The following is a 17,231-nucleotide window of genomic DNA, read 5'->3' as shown; positions in this document are numbered from 1 at the left end:
CACGGCTCGGTAGGACAGTGAGCACTTGGGAGGACGCCGACGCCCCTCTGTGTCCTACAGAGGTGCGGACATCCTACATTGCCTGGATGTCACACGTGCGTTGCCTCGGCGCTCACACGTGCGGCACGAACTCCTGCCATGCGAGTCGCTTCTCGCGCCGCGGATCGAGCTCGACGCGATCCTCTCGGTCGAAGATGAGGGTGCGACGGTCGAGCTCGTCGTAGCCGGGCCACGAGGGGCCGGGGGCGCCGGATGCCGCGAAGTCGACCCACTCCGCCTGCATCCGTCGCCCGACGGCCCGGAACATCCGGCGCCCGCCGAGCAGTGTGAGGCCGACGCCGACCGGGGTGTCGAACTTCTCGAACAGGGCGAAGAGTTCGAGACCGTGCGTCGCGTCGAGACCGAGCAGCCGGGGCATCCGTGGCGCCGCATCGAAGCGGTAGGCGAACACCGGGGCGTACCGGGAGTGGCGTTCGGCGACCTTCACGCTCGGGAACCAGAAGGTGAAGTCGCCGGCGAAGTCGGCCGCGGGGCGACGCTCGGGCAGGCCGGGGTACTGGCGCTTGATCGCCTTGCGCGCCTTCTTCTTCGTGTTCGCGAAGATCGCGCGGATGCGCGGCTTCGTCGTCGGCAGGATGTCGATGCGGCCCTCGAACAGCGAACCTTCGCGGTCGTTCGTGCCGATGATGAGGGGTACCCGGTGGGCGAGCCCGTCGCGGAACGCATCGAGCGGACGATGCGGGAGGAACTCGCCGTCGATGACCGGGGCGAGGCTGATCGTGCCCGGGTTCTCGTCTGGGGTGCGGATCGTGAGCGCCGTCGTCGCCTCGGCGAGCAGCATGGGATCCGCGGCGACGAGCATCGCCGCGGCATCCTCGACCGACTCGCTCTCGAGGTCGTCATCGTCGACCAGCCGGCTGAGCAACTGCACGTACTCACCGGCCCAGCGCTGGGCGACCTCGGGCAGGTACACGGCGGCCGCTGGCGAGCTCTGCGCGATCGCCCGCTGGAAGAGGCCCTCGGCGGCCGGCACGGTGAGCAGCGTCGTCACGGAATTGGCGCCGGCGGACTCGCCGAAGAGGGTCACGCGGTCGGGGTCGCCGCCGAAGGCACGGATGTTCCGGCGCACCCAGTCGAGAGCGGCGACCTGGTCTCGAAGCCCGAGGTTCGCCTCGATCGGGCGCTCGGGGCGCGAGTAGGCGCGGAAGTCGAGCCAGCCGAGCGCACCGAGACGGTAGTTGAGGCTCACGTAGACGACGCCGTGCCGCCGCACGAGGCGCTCGCCCTGCGGCGGGTACTCCCCCGACGAACCCACGCTGTACGCGCCGCCATGGATGAAGACCATGACCGGGCGACCGGCGTCGCCCGACGAACCCGGCCGGCCCGATCGCGCCGACCGGACCGCCGGCTCGGCCTCGCCGGGCGCGATCACGTTGAGGCTCAGGCAGTCCTCGCTGCGCTGCAGGCGCGACGCAGCACCGATGAACTGTCCCTTGCGCTTCTGCGGGGCGACCGGTCCGTAGTGTGTCGCGTCGCGCACACCCTCCCACCCCGCGGCCGGTCGCGGCGCCCGGAACCGGTGCTCGCCCGCTGTCGAGGCCGCATACGGGATGCCTCGCCAGACGCGGGTTCCGTGACGGCGCACGCCGGAGACCGCACCGCGGTCGGTCTCGACCACGAGTTCACGTGACGTCCTCTCGCGCAACAGCATGGCCGAAGCGTAGAGCCGCAAGGTGAACCCCGGGTGTGCGATGTCGGCGGAGTCCGCCAAGATATTCAGGTGATCGGCATCAAGAGCTTCTGGAACGCCCTCCCCACCGAAGGGCGATGGCTGCTCTCGACGGTCGCGATCCAGACGCTCGGCCGCGGGCTGACGCTGCCGTTCACGATCATCTACCTGCACGAGGTGCGTGGCTTCGACCTCGGGCTCTCCGGCGGGCTGATGAGCCTGATCGCGATCGTCGGGCTGATCGTGACGGGCCCCGGCGGCACCCTCATCGACCGGTTCGGCGCCCGCAAGGTGCTGCTCGTCGGGCTGGCGGCGATGATCGCCGGCTGCACCCTGCTCGCGTACGCGACCCACCCGGCGGTCGCCGCCGTCGCCCTCGTGCTGATCGGCGTCAACTTCGGCATTTCGTGGCCCGGCTTCAACGCCCTGATCGCCGCGGTGGTCGACGGCGAGCTGCGCCAGCAGTACTTCGGCGTCAACTTCGCCCTCGTCAACCTCGGCATCGGCGTCGGCGGCGTGATCGGCGGCTTCTTCATCGACGTCGACACCCCCGAGACGTTCACCGTGATCTTCCTCGTCAACGCGATCAGCTGCCTCGTGCCGGCGGCCCTGTTGCTCGGGCCGCTCCGGCATGTGCGTACCCACGCCGAGCCCAGCGAAGACGCCGCGGCGGTCGGTGGGTATCGCGAAATCCTCAAGCAGCCTGCGGTGCTGTGGTTGACGCTGCTCACCTTCATCGCCATGTTCATCGGCTACGGCCAGCTGGAGGCCGGGTTCCCCGCGTACGCGCGTCAGGTGGCAGAGGTCTCGACGCGCATGGTCGGCTTCGCCTTCGCGGTCAACACGGTCGTCATCGTGCTCCTGCAGTTCACCGTGCTCAGGTACATCACCGGCAAGCGGCGCACCCGGGTCATGTGGGTGATGGCGGCGGTGTGGGCGTTCTCGTGGCTGATCCTCGGCGCCGCGGGGCTGCTGCCCGACTCGCTCGCGGCAGCGATCGGCGTCTTGGCCTTCATGGGCGTGTTCGCGTTCGGCGAGACGCTGCTGCAACCGACTGTGCCCGCCATCTACAACGACCTCGCCTCAGACCACAATCGCGGCCGCTACAACGCGATCAACTCGGCGGCGTTCCAGGGCGGCGCGATCGCCGGGCCGATCGCAGCTGGGCTGCTGCTCGGCCAGGGGCTCGACGCGGTGTACATCGCCGTCATGGTCGTCAGCTGCATCGGCATCGGGGTGGTCGCCATTGCGCTCGAACGACGCATCCCGGCGAACGCGAACGGCGTGCGCGAGCCCGAGCCCGAGCCCGCATCCGAGCCCGCATCCGAGCCCGGCGGCGACTAACGGCCACGCAGCCGCCACGCGGCATCCGCTCAGTGAAGCGAACGGATGCCGCGGAGTGACGGCCTATTCGACGGGCGGGTCGGCCCGCCCGACCGTGAGCGAGTCGCCGTCGTCGGCGAGCGCGACCACGACGGCGTCGCCGTCACGAACCTCGCCGGCGAGCAGGGCTCGAGCGAGCTGGTCGTCGATCTCGTGCTGCATCAGCCTGCGCAGCGGGCGGGCACCGTACAGCGGATCGTAGCCACGCTCCGCGAGCCAGGCGCGAGCGTCGGGAGTGACTCTGAGCTCGAGCCGACGTTCGTTCAGCCGAGCCGAAAGCCGGTCGACGTAGAGGTTCACGATCTCGGCGAGCTCGTGCTCGCTGAGGGCCGAGAACACGACGATGTCGTCGAGCCGGTTCACGAACTCGGGCTTGAACGCCTGCCGCACGGTCTGCAGTACGGCCTGCTCCTTCTCGTCCCAACTGAGACCCGGGTCGATCAGGTATTGCGAGCCGAGGTTCGACGTGAGGATCAGGATGGTGTTCCTGAAGTCGACCGTGCGACCTTGACCGTCGGTGAGTCGTCCGTCGTCGAGCACCTGCAGCAGCACGTCGAAGATCTCGGGGTGCGCCTTCTCGACCTCGTCGAAGAGGATCACCGAGTAGGGCCGACGGCGTACTGCCTCGGTGAGCTGGCCGCCCTGGTCGTAGCCGACGTAGCCCGGAGGGGCGCCGACGAGCCGGGAGACCGAGAACTTCTCGCCGTACTCCGACATGTCGATGCGCACCATGGCGTGCTCGTCGTCGAAGAGGAAGTCGGCGAGCGACTTCGCGAGCTCGGTCTTGCCGACGCCGGTCGGGCCGAGGAAGAGGAACGAGCCCGTCGGCCGGTTGGGGTCGCTGATGCCGGCGCGCGAACGGCGCACCGAGTCGGCGACCGCCGCGACCGCGCGCTTCTGGCCGATGAGGCGTTTGCCGAGCTCCTGCTCGAGGTGCAGCAACTTCTCGGTCTCGCCCTGCAGCAGACGGCCGACGGGGATGCCGGTCCACGCCGCGATGACCTGCGCGATGTCTTCTTCCGTGACCTGCTCGTTGACCATCCGTGGTTCACCGGTTGCTGAGCCGGTCGAAGCATCGACCAGTTCCGCCTCAGCGAGATCGCGTTGCAGCTGGGCGATCGTCTCGTACTCGAGCTTGGAGGCCTTCGCGTAATCGGCCTCGCGCATGGCGCGATCGCGCTGCGTGACCGCGTCGTCGAGTTGCTTCTTCAGATCGCCGACGCGATTCAGCGACATCCGTTCGCGTGCCCAGCGTGCTTCGAGGCCGGCAAGCTCGCGCTCCTGTTCGACGAGCGTCTCGCGGAGTTTCGCGAGCCGCTCCTTCGAGGCATCGTCCTTCTCCTTCTTCAGCGCGAGCTCTTCGAGCCTCAAGCGGTCGACCTGGCGCTTCAGCTGGTCGATCTCGACGGGGCTCGAGTCGATCTCCATCTTGAGGCGGGACATGGCCTCGTCGACGAGGTCGATCGCCTTGTCGGGCAGCTGCCGGGCAGAGATGTAGCGGTTCGACAAGGATGCCGCGGCGACGAGTGCTGCGTCGGAGATCGTGACCCCGTGGTGCGCCTCGTAACGCCCCTTGAGGCCGCGGAGGATCGCGACGGTGTCTTCCACCGTCGGTTCGCCGACGTACACCTGCTGGAAGCGGCGTTCGAGCGCGGCATCCTTCTCGATGTATTCGCGGTACTCGTCGAGGGTGGTCGCGCCGATGAGGCGCAGCTCGCCGCGCGCGAGCATGGGCTTCAGCATGTTCGAGGCCGCGACGGATCCCTCACCGCCGCCCGCGCCCATGAGCAGGTGCAGTTCGTCGACGAAGGTGATGATCTCGCCTTCGGCGTCGTTGACCTCCTTGAGCACGGACTTCAGCCGTTCCTCGAACTGGCCTCGGTACATCGCTCCTGCGACGAGCGCCGAGATGTCGAGCGAGATGAGCTGCTTGCCCTTCAGCGACTCGGCGACGTCGCCCGCGACGATGCGCTGGGCGAGTCCTTCGACGACGGCGGTCTTGCCGACGCCCGGTTCACCGATGAGCACGGGGTTGTTCTTCGTGCGCCGGGTGAGCACCTGGCTGACGCGGCGGATCTCGGCGTCACGGCCGATGACCGGGTCGAGCTTGCCCGCCTCCGCGATCTCGGTGAGATTGACACCGTACTGTTCGAGCGCCGACTTCTGCTCTTCTTCCGTGCTCGGCGCGCCTTGCATGTTGGCCACAGGAACTCCCTTCTTCAAAGTTGAGCCAAGCAGACTCAACTTTGGTGAGAGGGTTGGTATTCCGGCATCCGCGCCGAATCTCCCCCGCCTTCAAGGTAGACGGATGCCGCGTGGCGCGCCAGAGCGGGAGGTGGACGCCATTCTGCGTCATCCGCCGTCATCTCGAAACGATCGCAGCGGATTCAATGCTTTCTCATACGTTCATCGGCAAAGCTCGAAGTCCGACCCTGGGGAGCAGCATGCAGAAGCGCACGAAGATCATCACCATCTCCATCGTCGCCGGAGCACTCGTGCTCGGCGCCACCGCCGCCATCGCCGGCCCGATCGTGTACCGCGACGTCATCGTCGGCGCGGCCGAGACGGCGCCCTCGGTGACGGCAGCCCCGACGGCGACGGCCGAGGCGGGTGCCGAGGCATCCGATCTCACCGGCGACTGGGCCGTGACCGACGGCTCGTTCGCCGGCTACCGACTCGACGAGGTGCTGAACGGCACGGATGTCACGGTCACCGGGCGCACCTCCGACGTGTCGGGCAGCTTCGCGGTCGACGGATTGAGCCTCACCGCCGCGTCGCTCGAGGTGGATGTCGCGTCGATCGCGACCGACTCGGGCAATCGTGACGAGTACTTCCGTTCGAATGCCCTGCGCGTCGACGAGTTCCCGACAGCGACCTTCGTGCTCACGGAACCGATCACGGTCGACACGGCACCGACCGTCGGCGAAGCGCAGACCGTGCAGGCGACGGGCGACCTCATGCTCGCCGGCGTGACCCGCAGCGTCACCGTCGACCTCGATGCCGTCTTGAACGGAACCGACGGCCAGGTTGCAGGCAGCATCCCGATCACCTTCGCGGACTTCGGCGTCGAAGCGCCCAACCTCGGCTTCGTCTCCGTCGAGCCCGACGGGTTCGTGGAGTTCTCGCTGGTGCTCGCCCGGGGCTGAGCGGGTTCAGCGAACTGGCGTCGCTGCCGGGCGTCACCGCACGACATCGGCCGGCACAGCTCATGACGCTCGGCAGGCACCGCTTCCAGAGAGGCCTCGGAGGAACTAGGCGGAGGGTCGGCGGCGGCGGCGCGCCATCAGCACCAGCGCGCCGGCCACGAGCAATCCGAGGCCGGCGAAGACGCCGGAGATCGGCAGCACCGCACCGGTGAACGCCAGCCCCGGCGGAACCGGGGTGACGGGCGTGAGCGGCGTGACCGGGGTGTCGGTGCTGCACGCGTCGGCGCAACCGCCGCCGGGCGCGGTGGGAACCACCGCATTCTCGAGCCGGCCATCACCGGTAACCGGGTCATTCACCGTCACCGAGTAGGTCACCGTGGCGGTCTCCCCGAGGCCGAGGGGGGCCGACCAGGCGAGCACTCCATCGACGACGGTCGAACCGCTCGAGGCGTCCCCGTTGTACACGGCGTCATCGAGCACCTCGACCAGGTCATCGCGGAACGATGCCGGGTCGGTGTCGCTGTACGCGATCGTCCCGGTGTTGGTCACGGTGATCGTGTACGTCACCACCCCGCCGGGCTTCACGGCCTCGACGCCGGCCACCTTCGCGACCGTGTACGACGCGACCTGGGTCTCGGTCACGCACGTGGCATCCGGTGCGCAGCCACCGCCGGGCGCAGTCGGCATCACCGCGTTGCGGAGCACATGATCGCCGGTGCTCGGCGCGTCGACCGTGACCGAATAGGTGACGGTCGCCGACGCTCCGACAGGAAGTGCACCCGACCACGACAGGGTGTTCCCGTCGACGGTCGCCCCGCCCGAGGCATCACCGTTGTAGGCCGCGTCGTCGAGCACCTCGGTGAGGTCGTCGGTGAACGACGCCGGGGCATCCGTCGTGTAGTCGACACCGCCGACGTTCGTGGCGGTCACGGTGTAGGTGACCGAGTCGCCGGCAGCGATCTCGCTCGTCGACGCCGCCTTCGCGACTGTGAAGGCCGCCGCCGGCACGACCGTGACGCAGGCAGGATCGGTTGATCCGGCTTCGCAGTTGCCGCCGGCCGCGGGCGGAGTGGCCACGGCGTTCACGAGCCGGCCATCACCGGTCGCCGGGTCGTTGACGGTCACGGAGTACGAGATCGTGACGCTCGCGCCGGGCGCGATCGCACCGGCCCACGACAGCACGGGATCCATGTACGACACCATGCCGCCTGCGTTCGAGGCCGCATCGCTGTTGTAGCCCGCGTCACCGAGCACGTCGCCGAGATCGTCGGTGAACGATGCGGGATCGGCGTCGGTGAACGGCACCTGCCCGGTGTTCGTCAAGGTGATCGCGTACGGGATCGTCGTCCCCGGGATCACGTCGACGGCCGTGGTCGACTTCACGACGTGCAGCGAGCGCACGAGCGTCTCGGCGGCGCACGCGCCGTCGGGGTCGCAGCCACCGCCGGGCGCGGTCGGCACCACCGTGTTCGTCAGGCGCCCGTCGCCGACCGCGGGCTCCCGCACGGTCACGGAATAGGTGATCGTGACGGTCTCGTCCACGGCGAGCGGGCCCGTCCAGCTCAATGCGGTGCCCACGACGGATGCCCCGGCGCTCGCGTCGCCGTTGTACACGGCGTCGTCCAGCACTGCCGCCAGGTCGTCGCTGAACGCGGCGACACCGTCGGTCGTGTAGGCGACGTCGCCGGTGTTCGTCACCGTGACGGTGTACGTCACGACATCGCCCGGCAGTACCTCGGCCTCGGAAGCGACCTTCGCGACGGTGAAGGACTGCACGGGCGTCTCCGTCTCGCACGAGCCCGTGCAGTCGCCGCCGGGGCCCGTCGGTGTCACGGTGTTGCGCAGTGAGCCGGTGCCTTCGCCAGCGGGGAGCACCGTCACCGAGTACGTGATGATCACGGTCTCGTCGACGGCGAGTGCACCCGACCAGCTGAGCGTGGAACCCGTGACCGCTGCCCCGCTCGATGCGTCGCCGTTGTAGGTGGCACCGGCGAGCACCTCGCTCAGGTCGTCGGCGAGGCTCGCCGGAGCATCCGCCGTGTACGGCACCGCCCCGGTGTTCACGAGCGTGACCGTGTACGTGACGACGTCACCCGGGCGGGCGAGCTCGGTCGAGGCGGCCTTCGCCACCGTGTACGAGCCGACCGGCGTCTCGGTCGTGCACGTGCCTTCGCAGCTCCCTCCGGGGCCTTCCGGCACGACTGAGTTCGTCAGCGTGCCGTCACCGGTCGCCGCGTCGTTCACGGTCACCGAGTAGGTCACGGTGATCGTCTGCGCGATCGGGAGGGCACCCGACCAGGTCAGGGTCTCCCCGTCGACCTCGGCACCGTTCGTCGCGTCGTCGTTGTACGTCGCGTCGTCGAGCACTGCCGCCAGGTCGTCGACGAAGGCCGCTGCATCCGCCGTCGTGTACGGCACCTGTCCGGTGTTCACCACCGTGACCGTGTAGGTGATCGTGTCGCCGGGCGCTGCGCGCGTTGCCGACGCCGCCTTCGTCACGGTGTACGACCCGACCGCAGTCGTCGTCGTGCACTCCGCGTCAGGGTCGCAGCCCCCGCCGGGGCCGGTCGGCACGACGGCATTCGTCAGCACCTGATCGCCCGCGATCGGCTCGTCGATCGCGACCGAGTAGGTGATCTCGACCGATTCCCCAGCAGGCAGTGCGCCGGTCCACGTCAGAGTCGACCCCGAAACAACCGCACCGTTCGTGGCATCGTCGTTGTACGTCGCGTCGTCGAGCACCGCGCTCAGGTCGTCCGAGAACGCTGCGGGCTCGGCATCCGTGTAGTCGGCCGTGCCGGTGTTGGTGACCGTCACGGTGTAGGTGACGGTGTCGCCCGGGAGCGCTTCGGCCGCGGACGAGGACTTCGCGACCGTGTACGACGTCGTCGGGGTCGTGGTCGCGCATGAATCGGCGCACACGCCGCCCGGTGTCGTCGCAACCATGGTGTTCTCGAGGTCGCCGTCCCCGGTGATCGGGTCGTCCACCGTCACCGAGTAGGTGATGATGATCGTCTCGTCGATCGCGAGCGAGCCGGCCCAGCTCAGCGTGTCGCCGGCGACGGTGGCGCCCGCGGTCGCGTCGCCGTTGTAGGCCGCGTCGTCGAGTACGCCCGACAGGTCGTCGGAGACGCTCGCCGGCCGGTCGGTGCTGAAGGCGATGAGACCGGTGTTGACGACGGTCAGCGTGTAGGTGACGACACCGCCGGGTGCGACAGCGGCCGGCGCAGCCGACTTGGTCACCGAGTAGGCGCCCAGTGCGGTCTCCGTCTCGCACGCACCGGCCGGGTCGCAGCCTCCGCCTGGTGCGGTGGGACGCACGTCGTTGCGCATCAGCAGATCACCGGTGCGCGGCTCGTTCACCGTGAACGAGTACGCCACGTTCACGGTCTCGCCCACGGCGAGCGGCCCCGACCAGGTCAGCGTGTCACCCGAGATCAAGCCACCCGCTGAGACGTCGCCGTTGTAGGTGGCGTCGTCGAGCACCTGGTCGAGGGAGTCGGCGAACGATGCCGGCTCGACCGCGGAGTAGGCGACGTCGCCGGTGTTGGTCACGGCGACCGTGTAGGTGACAACGTCACCGGGCAGCGCCGAGGCCGCCGAGGCGGTCTTCGCGACCGAGAAGGATGCCGCGGGCAGTACGACCGAACACGAGGGATCCGTCGAACCAGCCTCGCAGTTGGAGCCCTGACCCGGCGGGGTGGCTACCGTGTTCAGCATCCGCTGGTCGCCCGTGTCGGGGTCGTTCAGAGTCACCGTGTACGTGATCGTCGCGGTCTGGCCGATGTCGAGCGGGCCGCTCCATGACAGCTCAGGGGCGTCGTAGGCGATCGTGCCGAGATCGGCGGCCGCATCGGCGTTGTAGCTCGCGTCGTCGATGACCTCACTGAGATCGTCGGTGAACGACGCCGGCTCCCCGGCAGTGAACGGCACCTGGCCGGAGTTGGTCACCGTGATCGTGTAGGTGACCGTCTCGCCCGGTACAACGTCGTTCGTGGGCGTCGACTTGTGCACCGAGAGCGCGCGGATCGGGGTGACCGTCTCGCACTCGCCCGGCGCGCAGCTGCCGCCGGATCCAGGCGTCACGACATTGGCCAGCTTGTGGTCGCCGTCGCCGGTGGCATCGATCGTGACCGAGTAGGTGATGGTCACCGTCTCGCCGACCGCGAGCGGGCCCGACCAGCTCAGGGTGCTACCCGTGACCGTGGCGCCCTCGCTGGCGTCGCCGTTGTAGATGGCGTCGTCGAGCACGCCCGACAGTTCGTCGGTGATCGCCGCGGGGGCGGCTCCCGTGTAGGCGACGTCGCCGATGTTCTCCACCGTCACGGTGTAGGTGACCGTGTCGCCGGGCAGCGCCTCGGTCGCCGAGGCCGCCTTGGCGAGCTGGAATGCCTGCACGAGGGTCTCGGTCTCGCAGCCGCCGATGCAATGACCACTCGGTCCGGTCGGCGTGACCGTGTTCGCGAGGGTACCGTCACCGGTTCCCGCGGCACCGACGGTGACCGAGTAGGCCACCGTCACCGACGCGCCGATCGCGAGCGGCCCCGACCACGTGAGAGTGTCACCGGTCACGGCGCCACCGGCGCTCACGTCGCCGTTGTACGTCGCGTCGTCGAGCACATCCGCGAGATCGTCGGTGAAGGTCGCCGGGTCCGCGTCGGTGTAATCGACCTGGCCGACGTTCGTCACCGTCACCGCGTACGTGACCGTGTCGCCAGGGTGCGCGACCGCGATCGAAGCGACCTTCGTCACGGTGTACGAGGCGAGCGGCAACCGCACGTCCGCGCACTCGACGCCGTCGGGCGCCACCTCGTCGGGCGACAGGCACGCCATGTTGTACAGCGCATGGTCACCGCTGCCCGTGTTCGTGACCGTGACCGTGTAGCTGATCTCCACCGACTCGCCCGGAGCGAGCGGGCCCATCCACCAGAGAGACGGCTCGGTGTAGAACACGGTGCCGGTGGGGGCGTTGGCATCGTCGTTGTAGCTCGCGTCGTCGAGTACTCCGGCGAGGTTATCTGACATCGACGCCTGGGCGGCGATGTCGGCGGTGTAGTCGACCTGACTGGTGTTGGTCACGGTGACCGTGTACGTGATCACGTCCCCGGCCGCGGGCGGTTCTGTCTGGTCCGAGGTCTTCGCGATCGAGAGCGAAGGGCGGTCGAACTGCGACTGCGCGCACGGTTCTCCCGTCACCGGGTCGGTTCCGGCCGCGGTCGGCGGGCTGCAGGCCGGCGGCTCCGGGTTCCCCGGATCGCCGGGCACCCAAGCCACATTCCGCACCAGGCGGTCGCCGTCCCCGGTCAGCGTCACCGTGTACGTGAGTTCGACCGTCTGGCCGGCGGGAAGCGCACCCGACCACGACAGCAACGGGTCGGCGAAGGAGACGGTGCCCGGCTGCGTCGCGACCGCGTCGTCGTTGTAGTCAGCATCGTCGAGCACACCGGCCAGATCGTCGAAGACATGGGCCGGGTCGGCTTCGGTGAATGCCCCGGCTCCGACGTTCGTCGCCGTGACCGTGTAGGTCACGGTGGCGCCGGCACGGCTGTCCTGCGTTCCGGTGGTCTCCTTCGTCACTTCGAGCAGGCGTGCGCAGCTCTCGGCGCTGTCCTCGTTGTCCGCCGCGCCCGGGTCGAACTCGTTGCCGAGCACCGAGGCGGTGTTCGTGAAGCAGCCGCGCTCCGCAGCATCCGTCGTACCGGTGATCGTGACCTGCGCCGAAGCGCCGGCCGCCAGACGCGCCCCGGAACACGTGACGTCGTTGCCGTTCACGGCGCAGCTCGCCCCCGAGGTGGAGATGCCGGTCAGTTCAGCGGGCACCTCATCGGTGATGACCCATCCGCTCGACTCACCCGGGCCGTTGTTCGTGATCGTGATCGTGTAGCTCACGGGTTCGCCCGGTGTGAAGGTCGCCGGGGCGTCTTTCACCAGCGCGAGATCGACCGGGTCGCCCGGAATGGCGGTGCCGTCGTTGCCGTTCGACGGCGGCCCCGGAACACTCGAGACGATCTCGAAGACGGGTGTCGCCGAGGCGGCGTTCGTGATCCGAAGCTGCAGGATGGTGCCCGACGCGTTGTGCGAGAAGGCGAGGTTGCCGTTTCCGAACTTCCACGCCGCACCCCAGGATCCGCTCGGAATTCCCGGCAACGCGTTAGCGAAGCTCGTCACCACGCCGTTGGCGGGGTTGATGCGCAGCAATGCTCGATCCTGAGAGTCGATTGCCCAGAAGAAGCCGTCGTGAAACTCCATGTCAGCGAATTGATCTCTGCTCTGGATCGTCACCTGACGCACGATGACGCCGGTCTGGGCGTTCACGGCTGAGAGCGGCGCGTTCGCAGCGGTGCCGACCGTGCTGTAGAACAGCCCGTCATCCGAGTTGAACGCCCCGACATACTGCACGGTGGGCAGCAGGCTCGAGCCGACCCGCGTGATCACGCCGGCCTCACCGATGCGAATGAACGCACGCACGGGGATCGTACCGATGGCCTGAACGGCGACGCCGTTGATGTACCCGGTTGCGGGATTGAATCCGATCGCGTTGTACAGGCCGGCCGACATCTGCCCCTCGGGGGTGAACGTGTACTCGCCGGCACCCGAGGTCTCGGAACGGAACAGTCGCGTGTTGTCGCCCGCGGTGGGGCTCTGCGCGACGAACGCCGTCGGACGCGAGGAGTTGAATGCGTCCCCGGCTGCGGCCATGGCCGCAGTCGGGCTTGCGAGCGCCGGAACTGCGACGGCGAACAACGAGAACACCGCGATCGCGGCCAGACGCGAGCGCCAGCGGAGCCCGCCGCGTGGCTCGACAGTCGTCGCAATGCTCGACCCGAGCGTCAGCCCGGGTCGTTTCGACGATGAACTCTTCGAATGCAACCACTGCATGGCGTCGTCCTTCCCCCGGTGAAACTCCCTGCCAGGATCAGCAGGGCCCGGGAGGGACGCGCCACAACGGAGTTGCGGCTCCCCCGCGACATCCACCCGAGCTTGAATGGTTCCATAAGCGAGATCGGAAACGACGCCGCGAGCGCCGGAACCACCCGGTATTTCACCCGGCGTCACCCAAAGGTCTCGCGCGCGTTGGCTCGCACCGTTGGGTCATCCGTTGTGCGTCTCAGTGTTTCATCGCACCCACGGTGGGACGACGCGAATCTGAGCGTGAGACAGGTACCCGAGGGTACGTTGAGGCGAGGTACATTCCGCCTGCGGCACACAGTTTCATCGAGCAGTACGCTCGACCGCATGAGTTCCTCGAGGGATGCTGCGACCGAAAGAGACACGAGCAGGTGGCAGGGGCATCCTCAGGGGAGTCCCGGCTGGGCCCAGACGAGAGACGGCAGACACCTCTTCCTCCAGGTCGTCGATGGCCCCGGACCGACCGTCGTCTTCGAGGCCGGCATCGCTTCGACTCGTTCGATCTGGGGAATGGTTCAGCCGACCATCGGAGGCGTGGCGCGGTCGGTCGTCTACGACCGCGCCGGACTGGGCCTGAGCCCGCAGGCCGCAGGATCGCGCCGGCTTCCCGCGCTCGCGGATGACCTCAACGACCTGCTCGATCACCTGGAGGGTGAACGCGAGGGGGATGCAGGCTTCGTGCTCGTCGGGCACAGCTGGGGCGGCCCGATCGTGCGCCGTGCCGCATCCGCTCGACCCGAGCGGATCCGCGCTCTCGTACTGGTCGATCCGGCAGATGAGGACTGCGAGCTCTACTACTCGCCGGCCACCGAACGAGCCACTCGGATTCAGAACTCCCTGTTTCCCGGGCTCGCCCGCATCGGTCTCCTGAGATGGGTGTACGGGCTGACGGCCGGCTCCCTTCCGCCGCAGATCCGGGCGGATGTGCGGCAGGAGATGTACACGTCGGGGGCGGTCGCAACCCAGATCGCGGAATCGACATCGATGTCGGATGATCTCCGCGAACTGCAGTCGGCGTCCATCGACCTTCCGGCTATACCGCTGACCATCGTCTCGGGAGGGAAGAGTGCCGGTGTCGGAGCGGAAGGGCGTCGCCAGCTCATCGCCGCGCATCGTGCGCGAGCGGAACGCGCCGAACATGGTCGGCACGTGATCGCCGAGCGTTCCGGCCACGTTGTCATGCTCAGCGAGCCCGAGATCGTTGTTGCAGAGATCCAACGGGTGCTGCACTCGTCATCGTGATGATCGGATCGGATCGCACAACGCCGTAGCCGAACAACCGGACAGCCGACCGCCGAACCGCGGTGTCCGGGGTCAGATTGCCCATCGGGTGCTGCAGGCTACTCTGTGGTACGGTGTAGCGGTACTCGGTGGCACCGAGTACCAGGGGCACTGAAAAGGACGCACGTGGACGATCTGACGGAGATGCTGAAGGGCACGCTCGAAGGTTGCGTCCTTGAGATCATCGGCACCGAGGAGACCTACGGATACGCCATCACGCGGCGGCTGAACGAACTCGGATTCGCCGATGTCATCGAGGGGACGGTGTACACGATCCTGCTGCGACTGGAGAAGAACGGGCTCGTCCAGGTGGCGAAACGGCCGTCGGGGTTGGGCCCGCCGCGCAAGTTCTATGCGCTCAATAACGCGGGGCGAGAAGAACTCGCGAGGTTCTGGGCGAAATGGGCGTACATCACATCACGGATCGACAAGCTCAAGGAGGGCGGGAGATGAACTTCTGGGAGACCATCACAGGCAGCGATCTCACCAGGGAATGGAAGGCGTTCGAAGTCCGGGCAGAGGCGCTCCCGGCCGACTACCGAGCGGCATGGGAGCAGATCAAGGGCCATCTATTCCTCTACGGGGACTTCACCGGTCGAAATCTGATGCCGATCTTCGACGGTGCCCTTGGGCTGCTCGAAGAGACAGCGGCCGATGGACAGAGCGTTCACGAGGTTCTGGGAGACGACGTCGAGGGCTTCTGCGTGGCGCTGGCCGGCGGAGAAGGTGCTCGAACCTTCCGCGACCGGTGGCGCGAGCAGTTGAACAGGGACGTCGCAAGGAAATTGGGCCGGCTAGGAGGCTGACGTGGGCATTCAAGACATCATCGAAGGCAAGAAGCAGTGGCGGGCACACATGGCGCGGGTCAAGGCGCTCCCGCCGGACTACCAGATCGTCTACGAAGAGATTCAGAGGTACTACTTCAAGACCGGACCGATCGACCTGCCTGACGTTCTCGCGGGGCTCATCGACTTCTTCGAGGAGGGCGTCGCGGCCGACAAGGGAGTCCTGGAACTCATCGGCAACGACGTCGCGGCCTTCTGCGACGACCTGGTCAAGGACTCGCGCACCTACGCGGACCTCTACCAGGAGTCCATCAACGGGCAATCCGGCGGGGCGGAGAAGTAACACACGGGTAGCGTGCTGCGGGTGCGGTCGTCATCCGGCACGTGATGCCGATGTGGAAGGCTCATGCCATGGAAACATCCGCTGATCGCCCCCAGATCGGACGCATCACCGTCGACCGAGCAGCGGTTCAGCAGCCGGGGGCAGAGCTCGGATCCGTGCTCGACAGCCTCGAGTTCGAGGTGTCGATCGAGGGGGTACCAGACGGCACCCCGATGCATGGCTGGCGAGTGCTTGCCCGACCGGAGTACGCCGTCGTGCTGGGAGCTCCGGTCGATGGAGGATCGAAGACGTGGCGCATCGCGCAGGTCGCGCCGCCACGCGACGGATCGAAGACGGCACACGTGCAGGTCCATCCCGAACCCCAGCCCTTGCGACGGAGTCGCGCCGAGCGCGGCCGTGGTCTCGCCCTGCGCTGGCCCGAGGTTACTCGCACGGAACCCGACCTCGACCGGCTGATGGTCGACGTCGTCAACACGGGTGAAGGACGATGGCGGCCTGACGGCGACACCTTCGTCGCAATCGGCTTCATCTCCCGCGCCGGTGAAGGACCTGGATCCGGCTCCTTCGCCTTCGTGGGCGGTCAGGGTCCGGCCCTCCCATTGGACGCCGGCGAATATGCGCGCGTGCACGTGCGACTCGATACGAACCAGTGGCGCGATCTGGAGCCGGGGCGATTCGAGATCTCGGCAACGCTCATCGATCTCGGGATCCCCACCGAGACACCGCTCGAGGTCGAACTGACCGCTGAACAGATCGAGCAGCACCAACCGCGCACCGGTCGCGCACAACCGTCCGCCCCGGATCAGCGGCGTGCGATGGAAGAGCAACTCGAGGGGCTGCGTGCGCTGCTCGACGCGAGGGGCGAGCTCAGCGCCGTGCTCGAGGCCGTGACGTCGGCGGCGTCCGACGACGATGCACTGCTCGGCATTCGAGAGCTGCTCGACTGCTCGCCGGGCGCGGCCAGGATCGTCTACGACGCACCCCTCCGCCGATTCCGTTCGGCGAACACCGACCACCTTGCCCGGGAGGCCGAGGCGCTCGCGCGCGCGATCGCTCGGGCGGACGAGCGAAGGAGCAATGATGCCCTGCAGGAGGCGCCCGGGGCGCTCGATCGCTGAACGGATGCACCGCAGCGGAATGCCTCGGCTCGCCATCGGGTTATCGTCGAGGAACCGATCGAGGAGAACAGATGCCACTGGAAGGCGAGTACGAACCGAGCACGTCGAGTTGGGCGCGCAATCAGGCCGAGGCGTTCGAGGCGTCGAACGGCGAGAAGTCGAACACCCTGAAGGGGATGCCGATCATCCTGCTCACCACGGTCGGCGCGAAGTCCGGCAAGCTGCGCAAGACGGCACTCATGCGCGTCGAGCACGACGGCGAATACGCAGCTGTCGCGTCGCTCGGCGGTGCGCCGAAGCATCCGGTCTGGTACTGGAATGTGAAGAAGCACCCGCACGTCGAGCTGCAAGACGGCTCCGAGAAGCACGATTACGTCGCGCGCGAGCTCGAGGGCGACGAGCGCGAGCTCTGGTGGGAACGAGCCGTCGAGGCCTTCCCGCCGTACGCCGACTACCAGACGAAGACCGACCGCCAGATCCCGGTCTTCCTCCTCACGCGCATCACCCTCTGAGGCGCGGTCGCCGCCGTCGCCGGCC

General features: G+C 67.9%; 11 protein-coding genes. 8 read left to right on the top strand and 3 right to left on the bottom strand.

Annotated elements, in window-relative coordinates:
- Nucleotides 1-112: 112 nt before the first annotated feature.
- Nucleotides 113-1,711: a carboxylesterase/lipase family protein gene (locus AC1C2U_RS10935; RefSeq protein ID WP_495361760.1), complete on the bottom strand. Its 1,599-nt coding sequence runs from the start codon at nucleotides 1,709-1,711 to the stop codon at nucleotides 113-115.
- Nucleotides 1,712-1,780: 69 nt separating this feature from the next.
- Here AC1C2U_RS10935 and AC1C2U_RS10930 point away from each other — a divergent pair, with 69 nt between their 5' ends.
- Nucleotides 1,781-3,073 carry an MFS transporter gene (locus AC1C2U_RS10930; protein WP_495361759.1) on the top strand — a complete coding sequence of 431 codons (1,293 nt, stop codon included), beginning with the start codon at nucleotides 1,781-1,783 and terminating at the stop codon, nucleotides 3,071-3,073.
- A gap of 63 nt (nucleotides 3,074-3,136) precedes the next feature.
- Here AC1C2U_RS10930 and AC1C2U_RS10925 read toward each other — a convergent pair whose 3' ends face one another.
- Nucleotides 3,137-5,317, bottom strand: a complete 2,181-nt coding sequence (locus AC1C2U_RS10925) for an ATP-dependent Clp protease ATP-binding subunit (RefSeq protein ID WP_495361758.1) — start codon at nucleotides 5,315-5,317, stop codon at nucleotides 3,137-3,139.
- A 239-nt stretch (nucleotides 5,318-5,556) separates the two neighbouring features.
- On the opposite strand from AC1C2U_RS10925, the gene AC1C2U_RS10920 reads away from it, so the two are divergent.
- A complete protein-coding gene (locus tag AC1C2U_RS10920; protein ID WP_495361757.1) occupies nucleotides 5,557-6,258 on the top strand; it encodes a YceI family protein in 702 nt (233 codons plus the stop codon).
- Nucleotides 6,259-6,363: 105 nt separating this feature from the next.
- On the opposite strand, the gene AC1C2U_RS10915 is transcribed toward AC1C2U_RS10920, so the two are convergent.
- Nucleotides 6,364-13,137 (bottom strand): DUF7927 domain-containing protein, encoded by a 6,774-nt coding sequence (locus AC1C2U_RS10915; RefSeq protein ID WP_495361756.1) that lies wholly within the window; start codon nucleotides 13,135-13,137, stop codon nucleotides 6,364-6,366.
- 357 nt (nucleotides 13,138-13,494) lie between these two features.
- Here AC1C2U_RS10915 and AC1C2U_RS10910 point away from each other — a divergent pair, with 357 nt between their 5' ends.
- The 6 genes from AC1C2U_RS10910 (at nucleotide 13,495) to AC1C2U_RS10885 (ending at nucleotide 17,206) form a co-directional block, all read left to right on the top strand.
- Nucleotides 13,495-14,409, top strand: coding sequence for an alpha/beta fold hydrolase (locus AC1C2U_RS10910; RefSeq protein WP_495361755.1), 915 nt, complete (start codon nucleotides 13,495-13,497; stop codon nucleotides 14,407-14,409).
- Between the two features lie 165 nt (nucleotides 14,410-14,574).
- On the top strand, nucleotides 14,575-14,901 hold the full coding sequence (locus AC1C2U_RS10905; RefSeq protein WP_495361754.1) for a PadR family transcriptional regulator: 327 nt from the start codon (nucleotides 14,575-14,577) through the stop codon (nucleotides 14,899-14,901).
- Nucleotides 14,898-15,254: a DUF1048 domain-containing protein gene (locus tag AC1C2U_RS10900; protein ID WP_495361753.1), complete on the top strand. Its 357-nt coding sequence runs from the start codon at nucleotides 14,898-14,900 to the stop codon at nucleotides 15,252-15,254. Before AC1C2U_RS10905 ends, AC1C2U_RS10900 begins: the two co-directional genes overlap by 4 nt.
- 1 nt (nucleotide 15,255) lies before the next feature.
- A complete protein-coding gene (locus AC1C2U_RS10895) occupies nucleotides 15,256-15,576 on the top strand; it encodes a DUF1048 domain-containing protein (protein ID WP_495361752.1) in 321 nt (106 codons plus the stop codon).
- Between the two features lie 68 nt (nucleotides 15,577-15,644).
- Nucleotides 15,645-16,694 (top strand): hypothetical protein, encoded by a 1,050-nt coding sequence (locus AC1C2U_RS10890; protein WP_495361751.1) that lies wholly within the window; start codon nucleotides 15,645-15,647, stop codon nucleotides 16,692-16,694.
- Nucleotides 16,695-16,765: 71 nt separating this feature from the next.
- Entirely contained in the window at nucleotides 16,766-17,206 is a 441-nt protein-coding gene (locus AC1C2U_RS10885) for a nitroreductase family deazaflavin-dependent oxidoreductase (protein WP_495361750.1), read from the top strand.
- Nucleotides 17,207-17,231: the final 25 nt, after the last annotated feature.

It is taken from the genome of Agromyces sp. Y575 (assembly GCF_059445445.1).
The sequence above is the reverse complement of the archived record's forward strand: the minus strand, read 5'-3'. Positions and strand labels throughout refer to the sequence as shown.

Coding starts and splice junctions, on each gene's coding strand:
- AC1C2U_RS10885 (WP_495361750.1), top strand. CDS start 16,766: ATGCCACTGGAAGGCGAGTACGAACCGAGCACGTCGAGTTGGGCGCGC.
- AC1C2U_RS10900 (WP_495361753.1), top strand. CDS start 14,898: ATGAACTTCTGGGAGACCATCACAGGCAGCGATCTCACCAGGGAATGG.
- AC1C2U_RS10920 (WP_495361757.1), top strand. CDS start 5,557: ATGCAGAAGCGCACGAAGATCATCACCATCTCCATCGTCGCCGGAGCA.
- AC1C2U_RS10890 (WP_495361751.1), top strand. CDS start 15,645: ATGGAAACATCCGCTGATCGCCCCCAGATCGGACGCATCACCGTCGAC.
- AC1C2U_RS10935 (WP_495361760.1), bottom strand. CDS start 1,711: ATGCTGTTGCGCGAGAGGACGTCACGTGAACTCGTGGTCGAGACCGAC.
- AC1C2U_RS10915 (WP_495361756.1), bottom strand. CDS start 13,137: ATGCAGTGGTTGCATTCGAAGAGTTCATCGTCGAAACGACCCGGGCTG.
- AC1C2U_RS10910 (WP_495361755.1), top strand. CDS start 13,495: ATGAGTTCCTCGAGGGATGCTGCGACCGAAAGAGACACGAGCAGGTGG.